The sequence below is a fragment of the Micromonospora musae genome, assembly GCF_003626545.1.
GTDB classification, from domain to species: Bacteria; Actinomycetota; Actinomycetes; order Mycobacteriales; family Micromonosporaceae; genus Micromonospora; species Micromonospora musae.
In genome coordinates this window covers 40,393-58,503 of record NZ_RAZS01000007.1, presented here as the reverse complement: position 1 = coordinate 58,503, position 18,111 = coordinate 40,393, and the positions used below count along the sequence as shown (strand labels likewise).

Genomic DNA, 18,111 nt, shown 5'->3' with positions numbered 1-18,111 from the left:
GGTGACCTGGATGCGGAAACGTGACCACAATGTGCTGACCAACGCCGCATCGCTGCTCATATGTGGCCTACTGGCCGGCGTGGTGGTCGCAGCTGCGGCCTTCCCCGCAGTGGCGATGTCCGGACTGGCCGCAAAAGCCGGCGCGGAGACATTCGGCGCTCTGCCCACGGAGCTGACGGTGGCCCGCGCCCCGCAGATCACTTACCTGCTCGCCAAGGACGGCAAGACGCCGCTGGCCACTATGTACGACGAGAACCGTCGCGACGTGAAGCTCGCCGACATCTCGCCCTACATGGCGAAGGCCATCGTCGCCGCCGAGGATCACGACTTCTACAAGCACAACGGGGTCGACATCAACGGTGTCGCCCGGGCCTTCGTGAACAACCAGTCCGGCACCAACTCGCAGCAGGGCGCATCGACCCTGACCATGCAGTACGTCCGGCTGGCCATCGCGTACTCGGCCACCCACCCGGCCGACGTGGTCGCGGCGACCGAGGACACCAGCGCCCGCAAGCTGCGCGAGATGCGGTACGCGCTCCAGATCGACAAGGAGCTCTCCAAGGACGAGATCCTGGAGCGCTACCTGAACATCGCCTCGTTCGGCAACGGCGCCTACGGCGTCTACGCCGCCAGCCAGGTCTACTTCGGCAAGAGCCCGAAGAACCTCACCATTCCCGAGGCGGCCATGCTCGCCGGAATGGTGAAGGCGCCCAGCACCAACGACCCGACCACCAAGAGCGGCTACCCGCTCGCGCTGCAACGACGCGACTACGTCATCCAGAACATGGTCGACATCGGCGCCATCACCAAGCAGGAGGCGGAGGCCGCGAAGGCCACCAAGCTGGTCGTCAAGGGCAAGCGGGCACCGAACGGCTGCGTCGCCACCAACGTGAAGGAGTGGGGCTTCTTCTGCGACTACTTCTACCGCTGGTGGCTGCAGCAGGAGACCTTCGGCTCCACCTCGTACGACCGGGAGCGGCGCCTCAAGAGCGGTGGTTACACCATCGTCACCACCCTCGACCCGCAGGCGCAGCGCGGTGCCGACAAGGCGGTCCGCAAGTCGAAGAAGGTGACCGAGAAGGAAGCCGCCATGGTGGCCGTGGTGGAGCCGGGCACCGGCCGGGTCCGCGCGCTCTCGGTCAACCGCAACTACAAGCTCGACGACCCGAAGCACCCGGCCAACAAGCCGCACAGCGACCCGAAGCAGCGCGACAAGGGCAAGCGCGGCAACTACCCGAACACGGTGAACCCCCTGCTCACCGGCGGTGACGGCATCACCGGTTACCAGGCGGGCTCGACGTTCAAGATCTTCACGATCGTGGCGGCGCTGGAGAAGGGCATCCCGCTCAGCTACACCTTCAACTCGCCGCAGCAGTTCAAGTCGGAATACATCATCGACTCCAGCAGCCCGGCCGCCTGCCCGGGCACGCACTTCTACTGCCCGACCAACTCCGGCCTGAAGGCCGGCGGCGTGCAGAACATGTGGAGCGCGTTCAGCGCCTCGACCAACACCTTCTTCGTACCGCTGCAGCAGAAGGTCGGCGCGGAGAACGTGGTCGACGCGGCCAAGCGGATGGGCATCCAGTTCCGGGCCTCGAACGACGCCGACTTCGCCAGCACGAAGGACAAGGCCCATCAGTGGGGCGCGTTCACCCTCGGCGTCTCGCAGACCACCCCGCTGGAGCTGGCGAACGCCTACGCCACCCTCGCCGCAGACGGCAAGTACTGCGAGCCGATCCCGGTGCAGGAGATCCGCGACCCGGACGGGAAGAAGCTGGACATCGCCAACCCGCGCTGCGAGAAGCGGATCAGCACCGAGGTGGCCCGGGCCGCCGTGGACGTCGCCCGCTGCCCGGTCGGTGACAACTCGCCGACCACCAAGTGCGGCAGCAGCCGTACGGCGGCGAACGTGCGGGGCATCGTCGGCGCGCCGGTGGCCGGCAAGTCCGGCACCACCGACTCCGAGAAGACCGCTGCCCTGGTCGCCATGACCAAGCAGTACTCGGTGGCCGGCATCATGGCCGACCCCGACTGGCCGCAGACCAACGAGAAGATGCAGCACAACCAGCCGCACGGCATCAACCCGCCGGTCTTCGAGACGCTGCGCGACGCCATGAAGGGCAAGAAGGACATCAACTTCGAGCCGCCCGGTCAGAAGATCTCCGTCGGTGACCAGCGCTCGATCCCGGACGTGAAGTGCGCGTCCGTCGACACCGCGAAGTCCCGGATCAACGGCGCGGGCTTCGAGGCGGTCGTCTCGGACCAGCGGATCGCCTCCAGCTGCCCGGCCGGCTCGGTGGCCGGCACCAACCCCGACGGTCGGACCATCAAGGGCGGCGTGGTGACCATCCAGATCAGCAGCGGCGGTGGCGGCGGCGGCCGGCCGGGTAACAACCCGGACACTCCGCCGGGCAACCAGCCCAACCGTCCGGGCAACCGTCCCGGCGGCTGAGCCCGGCCGGGCCCGGCGGCACCAGCCGCCCGGCCCGGACCGCCCAGCGTGAACGTTGAAGGGCGGGCACCCCCTCGGGGGTGCCCGCCCTTCACGCACAACAACCCCGCCCCGCCCCTGCCTCTCACTCCCCGCCCACGCCCCTCACCCTCACCCCGCACCCCTCACCCAGGGCCGGCTCTTTCACGGAAAGAGTGGCCATCGCCGAGGCGGAGCGGACTCTTTCACGGAAAGAGTGGCCATCAGTGCGGAGGAGGGGACTCTTTCGGGGAAAGAGTCCGGGGCGCGGCGGGAGGGTCAGGCGCCGAGTTGGCGGCGTACCTCGGCGGCCACCCGGCCACCCTCGGCCCGGCCCGCCACCGCGGCCTGGGCCGACTTCATGGCCGGGCCCATCTGCGCCTTGCCGGTGAAGCCGCCCTCGGCGAGCGCCTGTGAGACGAGCTCGGCCAGCTCGGCGTCGCCGAGCTGCTTCGGCAGGTAACGCTCCAGCACCTCGCCCTCGGCGGTCTCCTTGGCGGCCTGCTCGGTGCGGCCCGCGTCGGCGAAGGCGACCGCCGACTCCCGGCGCTTCTTCGCCTCCTTGGTCAGCACCGCGAGCACCTCGTCGTCGGAGAGCTCACGCTTCACCTTCCCGGCGACCTCCGCAGTGCCCACGGCGGCCAGGGCGAGCCGCAGGGTCGACGTGGTCAGCTCGTCGCGCGCCTTCAGCGCGTTACGCATGTCCGTGGTCAGGCGGTCCTTCAGCGTGCTCATGGACCGTCAAACTACCCTGATCGGCATGCGAAAGCGCACAGTATTCCGGCTCGCGGCCACCACCGCCGCGGTGGGCGCGGCCACCCTGGCGTACGCGTCGCTCATCGAGCGCAACATGTTCACGCTGCGCCGGTACGACGTACCGATGCTGCCCACCGACTCGGAGCCGCTGCGCGTCCTGCACGTCTCCGACCTGCACATGACGCCCGACCAGGCGCGCAAGCAGCGCTGGGTGGCGTCACTGGCCGCGCTCGACCCCGACCTGGTGGTGGTGACCGGGGACAACATGGCGCATCCGGACGCCGTACCGGGGGTGCTCCGCGCCCTGCAACCGCTGCTCGACTACCCCGGTGTCTTCGTCTTCGGCTCCAACGACTACACCGGCCCGGTCTGGAAGAACCCGTTCACCTACTTCCTGCCTGACCGGGAGTACGTGGAGGGCGTCGAGCTGCCGTACGAGGAGCTGCGCGAGGTGCTCACCGGCGCCGGCTGGCTCGACCTCAACAACGCCCGGACGACGCTGAAGGCCGGCGGGCGGGTCATCGATCTGGTCGGCGTGGACGACCCGCACGTCGAGCGGGACGACTACGCCGCCGTGGCCGGGCCGGTCGCCGGGTCGGCCGACCTGTCGATCGCGCTCACCCACTCTCCCGAGCCGCGGGTGCTCGACCAGATGGCCGCCGACGGCTTCGGCCTGCTGCTCGCCGGCCACACCCATGGTGGGCAGGTCTGCGTACCCGGGGTCGGGGCGCTCGTCACCAACTGCGGGCTGCCCCGGTCGATGGCTCGGGGACTGCACCGCTGGCCGGGCTCCGACTCCTGGCTGCACGTCTCCGCCGGTCTCGGCACCCACCCGACCGCGCCGGTCCGGTTCGCCTGCCCGCCAGAGGCGAGCATCCTGACCCTCATCCCCCGCTGACCCCACCCCTTCCGCCAAGGCCGCCACCTTCCCCGAGGCCGCGGCTGCCCCGAGGGCCCGTCCCCAAGGCCTCGACCTGCCCCGAGCCCGCCAGAGAGGCCGCAACTTCCCCGAAGTTGCGGCCTCGATGGCGGCCCGGCCGGCAACTTCCGGAAAGTTGTCCGGATCATGGTCGCCCCGGTGGGCGGTCCTGGTCTCCGGGGGTGCGTGGCGGCGGCCGACCCGAGGGGGTACCGAGTTGGAGCCCCCGACCGGGTGGGCTACTATTTGTCGGCACGCCTCGGGGTGTGGCGCAGCTTGGTAGCGCGCTTCGTTCGGGACGAAGAGGTCGTCGGTTCGAATCCGGCCACCCCGACCAGAGGTAAGAGCAGGTCAAGGCCCCTCAACTGAGGGGCCTTGATTCGTATCCGGGCACCGTCGCGCGGCCCGGGACGGTGCCCGCTCCGTTGGCGGGGAGCCGCCGCGGGCCGGGTCCGCGCCTCTCCGGTGACGGATCAGCTCCGCAGGAAGGCCAGCAGGTCGTTGTTGACCTGGTCCTGGAGGGTGGCGGTCATCCCGTGCGGGGCGCCCGGGTAGTAGATCTCCTGGGCGTTCGCGACCAGCTGAGCGGTCTTCCGCGCCGAGTCCTTGACCGGGACGATCTGGTCGTCCTCGCCGTGCATCACCAGCGTGGGCACGTCGAACTTGGCGAGGTCGGCCCGGAAGTCAGTCTCCGAGAAGGCCTTGATGCTCTCGTAGGCGTTCTTCAGGCCCGACTGCATGCTCCACAACCAGAACTGGTCGAGGATGCCCTTGGACACCTTCGCCCCGGACCGGTTCGCCCCGTAGAACATCTGCGCCAGGTCCTGGTAGAACTGCGACCGGTCGTTGAACAGGTTCGTACGCAGCTCGTCGAAGACCTGCAGCGGCAGACCCTCCGGGTTGTCCGAGCTCTGCACCATGATCGGCGGCACGGCGGAGATGAGCACCGCCTTCGCCACCCGACCGGTCCCGTGCCGACCGATGTACCGCGTGACCTCACCGCCACCGGTCGAGTGCCCGACCAGGGTCACGTCGTTCAGGTCCAGCGCCTCGATCACCGCGGCGAGGTCGTCGGCGTACCCGTCCATGTCGTTGCCGGCCGAGGCCTGACCCGAACGGCCATGGCCCCGCCGGTCATGGGCGACGACCCGGAACCCGTTCTGCGCCAGGAAGAGCAGCTGCCCGTCCCACGCGTCCGCGTTCAAGGGCCACCCGTGGGAGAACGTTACGGCCGGACCGGAGCCCCAGTCCTTGTAGTAGATCTCGGTGCCATCCTTCGCGGTGACGTACGCCATGACACCCAGCTTGCCGGAATCCGCCCCTGCCCGAGCCCGAACCACCACTTCCCCTGCTCGGGCCTGTGCTCCGCCGGTTTCCGGTAATCCACCGGTGGCCGCTGCTACAGCTGAACCCAGTAGCGCCGCACGGCACCGAGTTCGGTGTCCCGGACGTCCTCCAGAATTCCGCCCTGGCGCTCGATGGTCCGCGCCGAGGCGACGTTCGCCACCTCACAGGTGATGAGCACCCGGTCCAGGCCGAGCGTCCGCGCCTCGTCGAGCATCCGGCCCAACGCCCAGCCGGCCAACCCACGCCGACGCGCGGAGGGCCTGATGCCGTAGCCGATGTGTCCGCCGACCCGCAACAGGAAGTCGTCGAGCGCGTGCCGCAGGGCGATTCCGCCGAGCACCTGGTCGCCCTCGACGATCCACCGGTACGTGCAGTGCGCCCGCCCGGCCTTCAGGGGCTTCGTCGGATCCGACTGCTCGATGAGCCGGGCCACCCAGGTGGCGAAGCCGCCGGACGACCGCACCTCGTCCGCCGGGCGCAGGCCGAACCCGTCCTCGTGTGCGCCGGGTCCCCACTCGTCGTGCGCTTCGAGCCAGGCGGCGTGCAGGTCGACGGTGGGGGTGATCAGTTCGGGCATCCCAGCGACGATAACGGCTCCCGCGGATCGAGCCGGAAGGGCCACCGACGCGCTGCCCGGCCGGGCGCGGGCCGGGGGGCCACCGACGCGCTGTGCGGGCGGGCGCGGGCCGACCGCTGAGCCCTCGGGGCCGCTCGGGCGGCACCCCCGCCAACGCACGAGGAGCGGACGACGCGAGGGTGACTAACATTCGGGGTCATGCTGCGCATCTGGGGTCCACCGGGGCTGCTGCTGGCGACCGGTGTCTACGTGGCGGCCACCCTGCGACCGCTCTGGCTCGGCATCACGTGGCTGGTGCTCCTCGTGGCGCTGGCGTCGGTGCTGTCGCCGCTGGCCTTCCCCGGCTCGGTCACGGCGGCGCAGGCCCGCCGGCGCGGTGCCGCGGACGGGCGGCCGGTCGTCTACTGGCGGCCCGGCTGCACCTACTGTCTCCGGCTGCGCCTGCGGCTCGGCCGCGCCGCCCGCCGGGCGTACTGGGTCAACATCTGGAGCGACCCGGACGGCGCGGCGACCGTCCGGGCGATCGCCGGTGGGAACGAGACCGTGCCGACGGTGGTGCTGGCCGACGGCACGGCGGTCGTCAACCCGACCCCGGGCTGGCTCCGCACCCGGCTGGGCCGGTAGTCGCCCACTCGACCGGGGAGTTGATCAGCCGGCCCGCTTCGCGGTGAGCGTCGCGCCGAGGGTGCCGGAGCGCCGCTCCGCCGCGCACTGCACGAGCAGCGCCACCACCAGCAACGCCAACGCGGAGAGCGCGGGCAGCACCCGGGCCGGCGCGATGAGCAGGAGGAGCGCGACGGCGCCGACGATCGGCGGCAGCGCGGCCCGAACGGCGGTGAGCCGGACGCAGAGCACCCGGCCGACGAGATAGAGCGCGGCGCCGCCGTAGAGCGCGACGACACCGGAGAGGCCCAGCGCGTGCCGACCGACGCCGCCCCTCTCGTGGATGAGCATCGCCAGCACCTGCTCGATGCCGAGCGCGATGTACATGATCCCGGCGATCATCGGTAGGTGGGCGAGGCTGAAGACGTCGCCGGCGATGGTGCCTCGCCGCGCTCGCGGCACCGTCGCCATGACGCGCTCGACGGCCGACGCGAACCGGTCGAAGTACAACCGCCACAGGCAGACGGTGACGACGAAGCCCAGCAGCGCCGCCAGCAGCACCCACCAGGTGGCCAGCTCCGCGCCGGCACCGAGGCCTATCGAGATCAGCGACTCACCGATCGCGATGATGACCACCAAGCGGTGCCGCTCGGTGAAGTGGCTGACGCTGCGTAGCTCCCACGGGCTGTAACGGGAAGCGATCCGGCCGCCCCCGACGTCGATCAGGAACGCCACCGCCCAGAGCGCCGTCTGCGCCGTGCCGCCGAGCAACGCCCCGACCACCAACGGGATCCACCCCAGCGCCAGCGGGATCGCGCTCAGCCGGAGCGTACGGGTGAGCTGCGCGCTGCGGGACACGTAGAGGTAGAGCGCGAGGTGCAGGACCCGTACCACCAGGTAGGCGAAGGCGAGCAGGAGCGGGGCGGGCAGCAGCGGATCGGGCTCCTCCTGCCAGGCGTCCGGGATCGCCAACGCGGCCACGAAGAGCGCCGCCATGGCGGCCAGCGTGCCGGTGCGGACCAGGCCGACGTCCGCGCGCGCCTCGTTGCCCAGCCAGGCGTACGAGGACCAGGAGAACCACAGCAGCAGGATGAGGATCAGCCCACGGAGCATGGTGACGGCCGTGGGGGTCTGCGCCATGAACTCGACGATCCGGGTGAGCGCGAAGACGAAGACGAGATCGAAGAAGATCTCGAAGTTCGTCGTCCGGTGCGTCTCCTCGGTCGTCTCGTACCTGGTCCGGGAGATGCGCACCCCGTCATCCTCGTGGCGGCACCGGGGCGACGAGGCCGGTTCGGCGAAGGGGAGGGCTCAGTCCTGGTGTTCGGCGCGCTCGATCTCGGCGAACGCCGCGGCGAGGTAGGCGTCGAGGGTCCGGCCGGTGCCGGCCGCCAAGTCGGCGACGAGCAGCGGGGCGTGCCGGGCGATCGCCTGTGGATCGGGCGGAGCGTCGTCGCCGTCCGGGTCGTACACCCCGAGCGCGCCGGCGAGCAGGACCAGCAGCACGTGCGGATCGACACCGGAGCACCACTGCGCGGCACTGCGGGCGCAGCGCTCCAACACCTGCCGGACGTCGTCGCCGGCCACGCCGTCCGGGTGGCTCTCCTCGAGCAGCAGCCGGACCACCGCACCGAGCACCAGCCCGGACCGTTCGGCCGTCGCGAGCCGGGCCACCGCCTCGTCGTACGCCGGCACGTCGCGCTGCTGCGCGGCGGTGACCGCCTCGACGGCGCTCTCCGCGATCTCCCGGGCCGATGCGGGCAGGTGGCGCCAGGTGGTGGTCACCCCGCCAGCATCGCAGAGCGGTCGGACATCGCCTCGGGTGGTCTCCGTCACGAACCGGCCCGCACGGCGCAGGCCGGCCGTTAATCGAGTCGCACGTTGTCGCAGCCACCGCAGAGAATGCGGGCATGCTGCGCCGCGCCCTACCCCGCCGTTCCGAAGCCCGACGCATCCTCGTCGGCACCCTGCTCTCGGCGATCGGGCGTGGTCTCACCCTGCCGTTCCTCTTCATCTACCTGACCGACGTACGGGGGCTCACCGACGCGCGCGCCGGCCTGGTGATCGGCTGGTACGGCGCGGTCACGCTGGCGCTGTCGCCGCTCGGCGGCACCCTGATCGATCGTTTCGGCGCGCGCCGGGTGGTGCTCCCCTGCCTGCTGATCGAGGCGGTCGGCACCGGTTCCCTGGCCCTGGTCCACTCGACCGGCTCCGCGTTCCTGGTGGCCACGGTGATCGCGGTGGGCAGTTCGGCCATCTGGTCGGGGCAGAACACCATCCTCGCCTCGCTGACCGACGACGGGGAACGACAGCGCGTCTTCGGCCTGAACTTCGCCCTGCTCAACCTCGGCATCGGCATCGGCGGGATGACCTCGGGCGCGATCGTCGACACCGGCCGCCCGGTGACCTTCCAGATGATCTACCTGCTGGACGCGGTGAGCTATCTGATGCCGGCCCTGATCCTGCTCACCCTGCCCGGCGTCGGCCGCCGGATCAGCTCGGCCCCGGCCGACGAGCGGTCATCCGGCGGCGGCTACCTCACGGTGCTGCGGGACCGTCCGTTCCGCCGGCTGGTGATCTTCGGCCTGATCCTCACCACCTGCGGCTACGCGCAGATCGAGGTGGGTTTCACCGCGTACGCCATCCGGGTCGTCGAGGTGAGCCCCCGGGTGGTGGCCTGGGCTCTCGCCGCCAACACCGTGATGATCGTGCTGGCGCAGCTGGTGGTGATCCGGCGCTTGGAGGGGCGCAGTCGCACCGGCGCGCTCGCCGTGGTGGGTGCGGTCTTCGCGGCGGCCTGGCTCATCCTCGGCGCCGCCGGGGTGGTCGGTACGAGCAACGCGATCGTCGCCGCGCTCGGCGTGATGGCCTGCTCCGCGATCTTCGGCTTCGGCGAGACGATGCTCTCGCCCGTGATGCCGGCGTTGACCAACGCGCTCGCCACCGACGAGCTTCGGGGCCGCTACAACGCGATGAGTTCCATGATCTTCGGGGTGAGCGGAGTGATCGGTCCGGTGACCGCCGGTCCACTGATCGGGGCGGCCGACGGCAAGGTCTGGGTCGCGGCCGTCGTCGGCGGTTGCCTGCTCGCCTCGGTGGTGGCGCTCTCCCTGCGCCGCCTGCTCGCCCCCGCCGTGGACGGCCGCGTCGCCGCAGACCAGAGCGTCTCGAAAACGCCCGAGCCGACCCCGGCCACCGCCTGACCCCCGCCCCGCCCGGGCCTGCCCCCGCCCCGCGGTTCGTGCACTTCACCGAAAGTGTCGTCTCCGGGGCACGCGAGGCAGCACTTTCACCGAAAGTGTTGTCTCCGGGCCAGGCGAGGCAACACTTTCACCGAAAGTGCGCGGACAACTCCCGCGCGCGGGGCGCGGGGCGCGCGGCGCGCGCGGGGTGGGGGTGGCGGCGGGTCCACTGGGGAGGGCGGAGACGGCTCGGGCCCCGGAGCGGGGTGCTCCGGGGCCCGATCGTTGGCGGGTCGGCCGTCAGGCGGCTTCACCGGTGGTGCGGATCCGGTCCAGCGCCGGGGCGGAGACCGGGCTCTCGGCGGTCAGGTACGCGACGAACGCGTCCAGGTCGATCAGGCCGGTGACCAGGTTCGTGCCGGCGGTGAGGGCGCTGAAGCCGTCACCTCCACCGGCCAGGAAGTTGTTCACCGTCACCCGGTAGGTGGCGGCCGGGTCGACGGCGACGCCGCCCAGCGTGAGGCTGCCCCGGACCACCCGGGTGCCGGCGCACGGATCGGCAGCGCCGCCCGTGGTGCCGTTCGGGTCGACCACGTAGCGCACGCTCGACGACGGGTAGAGGACCCGGTTGACCGCGAACTGCTGCTCCAGCACGCAGTAGAGCTGCGCGCCGGTGAGGTCGAGCGTCACCAGGTTGTTGGCGAACGGCTGAACCGTGAACGCCTCCTCGTAGGTGACCGGGCCGGCGTCCAGGTCGGCGCGGACACCGCCGGGGTTCATGAACGCGGCGACCGCGTCCTGCTCGTCGTCGGTCGCGGCGAGCTGCGCGTCCGCGATCAGGTTGCCGAGCGCGGACTCGCCCGTCGTCGTACCGAAGAGGGTCTCCTGGCTGCGGGTGATCGGCGCGGTGGTTTCGCCGACCTGGCGGTCGGCGACCGGCCCGAGGACGGTGTTGTAGCGGTCGATCAGCGCGGTCTGCTTCGGGTCCTTGGCCACGTCGCGGGTGACCACGACGTTCTCGGCCTTCGCGCTGAGCACGTCACCGCTGCGCCGGTCGATCTTCAGGTCGATGTCGGTGACCAGCCGGCCGAACGAGCTCGCGCTCGTCACGAGCTTCCCGTCGATCTCGCAGTTGTACGCCTGGTGCGTGTGCCCGCTGACCACCACGTCGATCGACGGGTCCATCCGTTCGGCGATGTCGACGATCGGGCCGGTCATGCCGACGCAGTCGTTGATTCCGCCGCCGGCGGCCTGGGTGCCGCCCTCGTGCAGCAGGACGACGATCGCCTCGACGCCCTTGCGGCGCAGCTCCCGGGCGTACCGGTTGGCGGTCTCCGCCTCGTCGGCGAAGCTCAGGCCGGCGACGCCTTCCTGGCTGACGATCTGCGGGGTGCCCTCCAGGGTCATCCCGATGAAGCCGACCTTGACGCCCTGGACCTTGTGGATGGCGTACGGCGGGAGCAGTGGCCGTCCGGTCGAGGTCTTGAACGCGTTGGCCGAGAGGTACTGGAAGCCGGCGCCGCGGTACGGGGTGCCGTCGGCGCAGCCGTCCACGGGGTGGCAACCACCGTTCTGGATTCGCAGCAGCTCGGCGGCGCCCTCGTCGAACTCGTGGTTGCCGACGCTGGCGTAGTCGAGCCCGGCCATCGACAGCGCCTCGATCGTCGGTTCGTCGTGGAAGGCGGCGGAGAGCAGCGGCGAGGCGCCGATCAGGTCACCGGCGGCCACGGTGACCGTGTTCTTCTTCTTGGCGGCGGCCCGCAGCTCGGCCAGGTGGGTGGCGAGGTACTCGACGCCACCGGCGGACTGACCGTCGATGGTGCCGCTGGAGCCGCTCGGTGGTTCGAGGTTGCCGTGGAGGTCGTTGAGCGCGAGCAGGGTGACGTCGACGGGCTTCGGGCCCGCCTCGGCCTGCTGCGGCGTGCTGGTGACCGCGCCGAAGGCGGCCACCGCGAGCACGGTCAGGCCGACGGCGGCCCGACGCATCGCGGGGATGGTCATGGAACTCCTCGAAGGACTCGGGTACGAGGCCCGGACGACCGGGCCCTGACCGGCACAGTCGGAAGGAGGCAGCTGTCGGAGGTTGCTGCCGTGTGGCCCAGCCTCTCATCGATCGGCCCGCCGGGCGACCGGTGAGACCTGCGACTACGTCGAGAACTCACGGTGTCGGCCGGAGAAGCCCGAGGTGACGGTGCGGCCCGGCCCGGATACACCCGGGGCTGCCGTTGCTCAGAAACCGCAGGTCTCTCCGGCGGAGTGGCTGACCTGGACGGTGTGGGTGACACAGCCGCCGTCGGCCACCAGGTGGAGCAGGAACCCGGTCGGCTCGGTGACCCAGCTGATCGGCTCGTCCGGGGTCATGGTGAGCGACACCTGTCGCCAGGTGCTGGGGGCGGTGGTGAGCACGGTGCCGGCGAAGGCCGCGGTGACCGGCCGGTGCAGGTGGCCCGCCCCGACCCGGACCACGTGCCGGTGCCGGCCGACCACCTCGGCGAGCGCGTCGGCGTCCGCCAGCCTGATCGCGTCGAGGGCCGGCACTCCCACGACCATCGGCGGGTGGTGCAGGAACACCAGTGCCGGCACGTCCGGCCGCCCGGCCAGCACGCCGTCGAGCCAGCTCAGCTGCTCCTCGCCGAGCTGCCCGCCGTCCGCGCCCGGCACCAGGGAGTCCAGGACGATGACGCTGGCCGCCTCGTGGTCGACGTGGTAATACGCGGAGTAGCCCCCACCCAGCCACGGCGTACCGCCGAACTGGTCGAGCAGCGACTCGCGGTCGTCGTGGTTGCCCGCCGCCAGGTGCACCGGCAGCGGGAAGTTGCCGATCACCTCGCGGAGTACGAGGTACTCGTCGGGTCGCCCGCGATCGACCAGGTCACCGGTGATCACCACACAGTCGGGGCGCGGCCGCAGCGCGAGCACCCGCCCGAGCGCCTGGTGCAGGCCGGTCGCGGGGTCGGCGGCGAGCGGGCCGGTGGTCAGGTGCGGGTCGCTGAGCTGGGCGATGAGCATGGCACGCCTCCTCGCAGGCGGGGTCTTCACGCTATCGTCGCGCCGTCCCGCGCGGGGCCCCGCCGGATCCACCGGCCGTATCCACAACCTGTGGATGGCACATGTGTACGAAGACGCTGCGCGATCTTGATCGGGGCGGCGCCGGTCACGTCATGAGTACGCTTGGTCGCAGGTTCGGCACCGGCCGACCCACCCCTACCTGGAACGACGAGCGAGTGGATCACCAGCGGATCATCCGTGACGTCACGGCCGACCTCCCCACTGCCCCGACCGTCCTCGATGCCTGCCAGCGGTTCGTCACCGCCCTCGCCGGGCACACCCCGGCGGCCGTCTCCGTGCTGCTCCAGGTCCAGGACCGGTTGCGCTCCGTCGCGGCCACCGGCGCCTGGCAGGTCTTCTCGACCGTGCCACCGAAGACCGGCATCGTCGGCCGGGTGTTCGCCACCGGCGAGACCGCGGTCGTGCCCGACGTCACCGCCGACCCCGACCACCTGCCGGTCCGACCGGACGTCGTCGCCGAGATCTGCGTACCGGTGGTCGACCCGGCCGGACGGTCGGTCGGCGTGCTGGACCTGCAGTGGAGCACGCCGCTCGACCTGACGCCGTGGCGGGTCACCGCCGAGCGGCTGGCCGCCCGCCTCGGCGCCCGGATCATGGCGCTCGGCGGCCCGCCAGCGGAGAGCCGGAGCGAGAAGCTGCTCCGGCACGCCGCCGCGCTCTCCGCCGCGACCACGGAGTGCGACCTGATCACGGCGGTGATCTGCGCCGCTCGCGACGTCTCCGGGCTCGCCGCCCCGGTGCTGCTGCTGACCGGCCGGGGGCAGACCCGGCTCGGCAAGCCGCCGCACACCCCCGGTGAGCTGGAGAACCGGATTCGCGCCGAGCTGACCGAGGCCGGGCCGGCGGCGCTCGACCGGATCGTCGGCCGGGTCCACCGGTACGGCGCCGGCTACACCCTCGGCGAGGCCGGGCAGCCGCCGACGGCGGAGTACGTTCCGCTGGCCCGCGCGGGCGTACGCGCCCTGGTGGCGGTCCCGCTCGGGCCTCCCGACGGCGGAGGGGTGCTGCTCGTCGCCGACGAGCGTCTGATCCGCCCCGATCCCACCACGGTGAGCCTGATGGAGCTCCTCGCCGGCCAGGCCTGGAACAGCCTCGACCGGATCCGTACCCTCGACCGGCTGCGCGAGCAGGCCAGCTCCGATCCGCTCACCGGGCTGCGGCACACCGGGCCGTTCGGCAAGCGGATCGCGGCGGCCACGCCGGGGCGTACGGCGCTGCTGGCGGTCGACGTGGACGGCTTCAAGTCGGTCAACGACACGTACGGCCACCAGGCCGGCGACCGGCTGCTGATCGGCCTGGCCCGGGCGCTGGAGGGCGCGCTGCGGCACGGCGACGAGCTGTACCGGATCGGCGGCGACGAGTTCGTCGCGGTGATCGAGGTGAACCGGCCGGAGGAGGCGGTCCGGATCGCCGAGCGGCTCACCGAGGCGGCCCGGCGTACCGGGCACACGATCAGCGTCGGGGTGGCGCTACCGCGCCCCGGCGAGTCCGCGGAGCTCACTCTCCGCCGCGCCGACCAGGCTCTCTACACGGTCAAGCGGCAGGGCCGCGACGGCGTACGCCTGGCCCCGGCCTGACCCACCCCGCACGATCACCCGGTCGGGCGGCCCGCCACGAGCGACGGGGTCAGAGGCGGGCCAGCTCGACGGCGAGCAGTTCGGCGATCTGGGCGGTGTTCAGGGCCGCACCCTTGCGGAGGTTGTCGCCGGTGATGAAGAGGTCGAGGGCGCGCGGGTCGTCGAGGGCCCGACGGATCCGGCCGACCCAGGACGGGTCGGTGCCGACCGCGTCGATGGGCATCGGGAACTCACCGGCGGCCGGGTCGTCGACCAGGATCACGCCGGGGGCGTTCCGCAGCACCTCGCGAGCGCCCTCGGCATCCACCTCGGTGGCGAAGACGGCGTGCACGGCGACCGAGTGGCCGGTCACCACGGGCACCCGTACGCAGGTGGCGGAGACCTTCAGGTCGGGCAGGCCGAGGATCTTCCGGGACTCGTTGCGGACCTTCATCTCCTCCGAGGACCAGCCGCCGTCGGCCGGCGAGCCGGCCCAGGGCACCACGTTCAGCGCGAGCGGGGCCGGGAACGGGCCGAGCTCGTCGCCGACCGCCTGGCGGACGTCGCCCGGCCGGGAACCGAGCACCCGATCGCCGGCGATCTTCCCGAGCTGGGTGTGCAGGGCGTCCACGCCGGCCTGACCGGCGCCGGAGACCGCCTGGTACGAGGAGAGCACCAGCTCCCGCAGGCCGTACTCGCGGTGCAGCGGGGCGACCGCGACGATCATCGCGAGGGTGGTGCAGTTGGCGTTGGCGATGATGCCCTTCGGCCGGTTGCGTACCTGCTCGGGGTTGATCTCGGGCACCACCAGCGGCACGTCCCGGTCCATCCGGAAGGCCCCGGAGTTGTCGACGACGATCGCGCCCCGGTCGACCGCGACCGAGGCCCACTGTGCGGAGACCTCGTCGGGCACGTCGAACATCGCGACGTCGACGCCGTCGAACGCCTCCGGCGTGACGGCCTGGACGGTCAGCTCGTCGCCCCGGCACCGGACCTGCCGCCCGACCGATCGCTCGGAGGCGAGCAGCCGGATCTCACCCCAGACGTTGCGGCGGGCGCTGAGCAGCTCACACATGACGGTGCCCACGGCACCGGTCGCACCGACGACGGCGAGGGTGGGCAGCTCGCCCATCGGCCCTACCGCCCGGTGCCCGCGTAGACCACGGCCTCGGTGTCGCCACCGAGGTCGAATGCGTCGTGGATGGCACGGACCGCCGCGTCGAGGTCGGTGTCCCGGCAGACCACGGAGACCCGGATCTCGGAGGTCGAGATCATCTCGATGTTGACGCCGGCAGCGCCGAGGGCGGCGAAGAAGCCGGCCGCCACCCCCGGGTGGGAGCGCATGCCCGCGCCGATGAGGGAGACCTTGCCGACGTGGTCGTCGTAGAGCAGGCCCTTGAACTTGACCGACTCCTGGATCTTGCTGAGCGCGGCCATCGCGGTCGGACCGTCGGTCTTGGGCAGTGTGAAGGAGATGTCGGTGCGCCCGGTGCCCTCGGTCGACACGTTCTGCACGATCATGTCGATGTTGATCTCGGCGCTCGCGGCGGTGTCGAAGATCCGCGCGGCGGCGCCCGGCTCGTCCGGTACGCCGACGATCGTGATCTTCGCCTCGCTGCGGTCGTGGGCGACCCCGGTGATCAGCGCTTGCTCCACAGGAAGGTCCTCCATCGATCCGGTGACCATCGTGCCGGTGTTGGTCGAGTATGACGAACGGACGTGGATCGGCAACCCCGCCCGGCGGGCGTACTCCACGCTGCGCAGGTGCAGGACCTTGGCGCCGCAGGCGGCCAGCTCCAGCATCTCCTCGTAGGTGATCTGCTTGATGTGCCGGGCGTTGGGCACGATCCGCGGGTCGGCGCTGAAGATGCCGTCCACGTCGGTGTAGATCTCGCAGACGTCGGCGTGCAGCGCCGCGGCGAGCGCGACGGCGGTGGTGTCCGAGCCGCCCCGGCCCAGCGTGGTGACGTCCTTGGTGTCCTGAGAGACGCCCTGGAAGCCGGCGACGATCACCACCGAGCCCTCGTCGAGCGCGCCCTTGAGGCGGCCCGGCGTGACGTCGATGATCCGCGCCTTGCCGTGCACCGAGGTGGTGATCACGCCGGCCTGGGAGCCGGTGAACGAGCGGGCTTCGTACCCCAGGTTGTGAATGGCCATGGCGAGCAGCGCCATGGAGATCCGCTCCCCGGCGGTGAGCAGCATGTCCAGCTCACGGCCCGGCGGCAGCGGGCTGACCTGGTTGGCCAGGTCGAGCAGCTCGTCGGTGGTGTCGCCCATCGCGGAGACGACCACCACGACGTCGTCGCCGGCCTTGCGCGCGGCGACGATCCGCTCCGCGACCCGCTTGATCCGCTCCGCGTTCCCGACGGAGGACCCGCCGTACTTCTGCACCACGAGTGCCACGACGGTGCGCTCCCTCCCAGTGACCCTGAGCGTGCCGACGCCGCCGGTCACGGGGCCGGCGGCGCGCGTCAGACCTCCCCAGGGTATCGGGCCGCTCGGGCCGCCGGGTCAGGTGATCCCACCATCCGGCCCCGACGCCCCGGCCCGCACCGCCTCGCAGCCGCCGCGACCAGCGTCGATTCGGACACCGGGAACACCCGGTCCGAGGAGGGCCTCGGCGCGCCGGTCCCGGTCGCCCTCCGCGACACGCCGATCGCCGATGGCGGGCGGACCGGCGCAGCGGGCTCGTGCGCCGGAGAATGAGGCGGTGTACGACCTCTCCCGACCGAACCGGCCCGCGACCGGCCCGCGCACCCTCGACCGCCACACGACCGGTACGCCCACGGTCGAGGCGGTGGCGGCCCGCCCGCGACTGTCCGCCCCGATGGCGCTCCTCGCGCTCGCCCTGCCGGCGCTCCTCGTCGCCTGCTCCGCCGACCCGCCGCCGGCTCCCCCACCGATCAGCGCCGGCCCGGTCGCGGTCGACGCCGCCCGGGACGAGCTGGCCGCGCTCGCCGCGGCGGCGCAGGACCGGCACCTGACCGCCCACTACCGGTTCAGCCGCGGCGGCGAGTCGGACCGGACGATCGTCGTCACCAGCGCGAACGACGGCAGCTGGCGGGTCGACGTGCCCGGTGGCGCGCTCGGCGGCGCCTCGGACATCTCGCTGGCGGCCAACACCGAGGGGCTCTTCCAGTGCGCCCTGCCCTCGGCCGCCCGCCCGGAGCCGCCGGGCTGCGTACGCCTCGGCGACCCCGACGACGCGATCCCGCGCCGGCTGGATCCCCGGGTGCAGCACCCGTTCACCGACTGGCTGGAGGTGCTCACCGACCGGCGCGCCCCGCTGTCGGTCTCACCGGCCCAGCCGCTTCCGGACGCGCCCGGCGCCTGCTACTCGGTGGAGACCACCTCGGCCTCGCTGAACGCCCCGCTCGACGTGGGCATCTACTGCTACGACCGGGACGGCACGCCGACGGCGGTCCGCACCGAGTACGGCACGCTCACGCTGGCCGGTACGCCCGCTCCGGCACCGTCCACCGTGCAGCTGGCCGGTCCGATCGTCGAGGGTGAGCCGCTCGGCACGGCCGCGCCGCCATCGCCCGACTCACCCGATTCACCCAACTCGCCCGATTCGCCCGGCAGCCAGAGCCCCCAAACGCAGTGATCTTCATACCGTTACGGGTGCTATT

The 18,111-nt window shown here is 71.8% G+C and carries 15 protein-coding genes and 1 tRNA gene; 7 read left to right on the top strand and 9 right to left on the bottom strand.

From position 1 onward, the window contains the following. Positions 1–10 precede the first annotated feature (10 nt). Positions 11–2,452 (top strand): penicillin-binding protein, encoded by a 2,442-nt coding sequence (locus D7147_RS20255; RefSeq protein WP_120680034.1) that lies wholly within the window; start codon positions 11–13, stop codon positions 2,450–2,452. 297 nt (positions 2,453–2,749) lie between these two features. Here D7147_RS20255 and D7147_RS20250 read toward each other — a convergent pair whose 3' ends face one another. Beyond that, the gene (locus D7147_RS20250) at positions 2,750–3,205 is read right to left on the bottom strand and encodes a GatB/YqeY domain-containing protein (protein WP_120680032.1); all 456 of its coding nucleotides are present in this window, start codon (positions 3,203–3,205) and stop codon (positions 2,750–2,752) included. Positions 3,206–3,230: 25 nt separating this feature from the next. Here D7147_RS20250 and D7147_RS20245 point away from each other — a divergent pair, with 25 nt between their 5' ends. Together D7147_RS20245 and D7147_RS20240 are read left to right on the top strand one after the other, a co-directional pair. After that, complete coding sequence (locus tag D7147_RS20245; protein ID WP_120680030.1) at positions 3,231–4,124, top strand: metallophosphoesterase; 894 nt, start codon at positions 3,231–3,233, stop codon at positions 4,122–4,124. A 281-nt stretch (positions 4,125–4,405) separates the two neighbouring features. After that, a tRNA-Pro gene (locus D7147_RS20240) sits at positions 4,406–4,482 on the top strand. A 136-nt stretch (positions 4,483–4,618) separates the two neighbouring features. On the opposite strand, the gene D7147_RS20235 is transcribed toward D7147_RS20240, so the two are convergent. Together D7147_RS20235 and D7147_RS20230 are read right to left on the bottom strand one after the other, a co-directional pair. Beyond that, a complete protein-coding gene (locus D7147_RS20235) occupies positions 4,619–5,440 on the bottom strand; it encodes an alpha/beta fold hydrolase (protein ID WP_120680028.1) in 822 nt (273 codons plus the stop codon). A 104-nt stretch (positions 5,441–5,544) separates the two neighbouring features. After that, complete coding sequence (locus D7147_RS20230; protein WP_120680026.1) at positions 5,545–6,069, bottom strand: GNAT family N-acetyltransferase; 525 nt, start codon at positions 6,067–6,069, stop codon at positions 5,545–5,547. A 198-nt stretch (positions 6,070–6,267) separates the two neighbouring features. On the opposite strand from D7147_RS20230, the gene D7147_RS20225 reads away from it, so the two are divergent. Continuing rightward, entirely contained in the window at positions 6,268–6,693 is a 426-nt protein-coding gene (locus D7147_RS20225; protein WP_120680024.1) for a glutaredoxin domain-containing protein, read from the top strand. Between the two features lie 24 nt (positions 6,694–6,717). On the opposite strand, the gene D7147_RS20220 is transcribed toward D7147_RS20225, so the two are convergent. Beyond that, positions 6,718–7,926 (bottom strand): low temperature requirement protein A, encoded by a 1,209-nt coding sequence (locus D7147_RS20220; protein ID WP_120680022.1) that lies wholly within the window; start codon positions 7,924–7,926, stop codon positions 6,718–6,720. A 57-nt stretch (positions 7,927–7,983) separates the two neighbouring features. Continuing rightward, positions 7,984–8,457, bottom strand: coding sequence for a hypothetical protein (locus D7147_RS20215; protein WP_199734215.1), 474 nt, complete (start codon positions 8,455–8,457; stop codon positions 7,984–7,986). A 125-nt stretch (positions 8,458–8,582) separates the two neighbouring features. On the opposite strand from D7147_RS20215, the gene D7147_RS20210 reads away from it, so the two are divergent. Then, a complete protein-coding gene (locus tag D7147_RS20210; protein ID WP_120680019.1) occupies positions 8,583–9,875 on the top strand; it encodes an MFS transporter in 1,293 nt (430 codons plus the stop codon). 279 nt (positions 9,876–10,154) lie between these two features. Here D7147_RS20210 and D7147_RS20205 read toward each other — a convergent pair whose 3' ends face one another. Together D7147_RS20205 and D7147_RS20200 are read right to left on the bottom strand one after the other, a co-directional pair. Then, complete coding sequence (locus D7147_RS20205) at positions 10,155–11,855, bottom strand: bifunctional metallophosphatase/5'-nucleotidase (protein ID WP_120680017.1); 1,701 nt, start codon at positions 11,853–11,855, stop codon at positions 10,155–10,157. A gap of 228 nt (positions 11,856–12,083) precedes the next feature. Next, positions 12,084–12,863: a phosphodiesterase gene (locus D7147_RS20200; protein WP_120680015.1), complete on the bottom strand. Its 780-nt coding sequence runs from the start codon at positions 12,861–12,863 to the stop codon at positions 12,084–12,086. Positions 12,864–13,078: 215 nt separating this feature from the next. Between D7147_RS20200 and D7147_RS20195 the strand changes: the two genes are divergently transcribed. Further along, positions 13,079–14,500 carry a sensor domain-containing diguanylate cyclase gene (locus tag D7147_RS20195; protein WP_120680013.1) on the top strand — a complete coding sequence of 474 codons (1,422 nt, stop codon included), beginning with the start codon at positions 13,079–13,081 and terminating at the stop codon, positions 14,498–14,500. A gap of 49 nt (positions 14,501–14,549) precedes the next feature. Here D7147_RS20195 and D7147_RS20190 read toward each other — a convergent pair whose 3' ends face one another. Both D7147_RS20190 and D7147_RS20185 read right to left on the bottom strand, forming a co-directional pair. Continuing rightward, complete coding sequence (locus D7147_RS20190) at positions 14,550–15,611, bottom strand: aspartate-semialdehyde dehydrogenase (RefSeq protein WP_120680011.1); 1,062 nt, start codon at positions 15,609–15,611, stop codon at positions 14,550–14,552. 5 nt (positions 15,612–15,616) lie between these two features. Next, positions 15,617–16,882, bottom strand: coding sequence for an aspartate kinase (locus D7147_RS20185; RefSeq protein WP_120680611.1), 1,266 nt, complete (start codon positions 16,880–16,882; stop codon positions 15,617–15,619). Positions 16,883–17,189: 307 nt separating this feature from the next. On the opposite strand from D7147_RS20185, the gene D7147_RS20180 reads away from it, so the two are divergent. Then, the gene (locus tag D7147_RS20180) at positions 17,190–18,086 is read left to right on the top strand and encodes a hypothetical protein (protein ID WP_233563256.1); all 897 of its coding nucleotides are present in this window, start codon (positions 17,190–17,192) and stop codon (positions 18,084–18,086) included. The last annotated feature ends 25 nt before the right edge of the window (positions 18,087–18,111 follow it).

Excerpts from the sequence above, each read along its gene's own strand:
- D7147_RS20255 (WP_120680034.1), top strand. The coding sequence starts at position 11 with ATGCGGAAACGTGACCACAATGTGCTGACCAACGCCGCATCGCTGCTC.
- D7147_RS20250 (WP_120680032.1), bottom strand. The coding sequence starts at position 3,205 with ATGAGCACGCTGAAGGACCGCCTGACCACGGACATGCGTAACGCGCTG.
- D7147_RS20245 (WP_120680030.1), top strand. The coding sequence starts at position 3,231 with ATGCGAAAGCGCACAGTATTCCGGCTCGCGGCCACCACCGCCGCGGTG.
- D7147_RS20235 (WP_120680028.1), bottom strand. The coding sequence starts at position 5,440 with ATGGCGTACGTCACCGCGAAGGATGGCACCGAGATCTACTACAAGGAC.
- D7147_RS20230 (WP_120680026.1), bottom strand. The coding sequence starts at position 6,069 with ATGCCCGAACTGATCACCCCCACCGTCGACCTGCACGCCGCCTGGCTC.
- D7147_RS20225 (WP_120680024.1), top strand. The coding sequence starts at position 6,268 with ATGCTGCGCATCTGGGGTCCACCGGGGCTGCTGCTGGCGACCGGTGTC.
- D7147_RS20210 (WP_120680019.1), top strand. The coding sequence starts at position 8,583 with ATGCTGCGCCGCGCCCTACCCCGCCGTTCCGAAGCCCGACGCATCCTC.
- D7147_RS20205 (WP_120680017.1), bottom strand. The coding sequence starts at position 11,855 with ATGACCATCCCCGCGATGCGTCGGGCCGCCGTCGGCCTGACCGTGCTC.
- D7147_RS20200 (WP_120680015.1), bottom strand. The coding sequence starts at position 12,863 with ATGCTCATCGCCCAGCTCAGCGACCCGCACCTGACCACCGGCCCGCTC.
- D7147_RS20190 (WP_120680011.1), bottom strand. The coding sequence starts at position 15,611 with ATGGGCGAGCTGCCCACCCTCGCCGTCGTCGGTGCGACCGGTGCCGTG.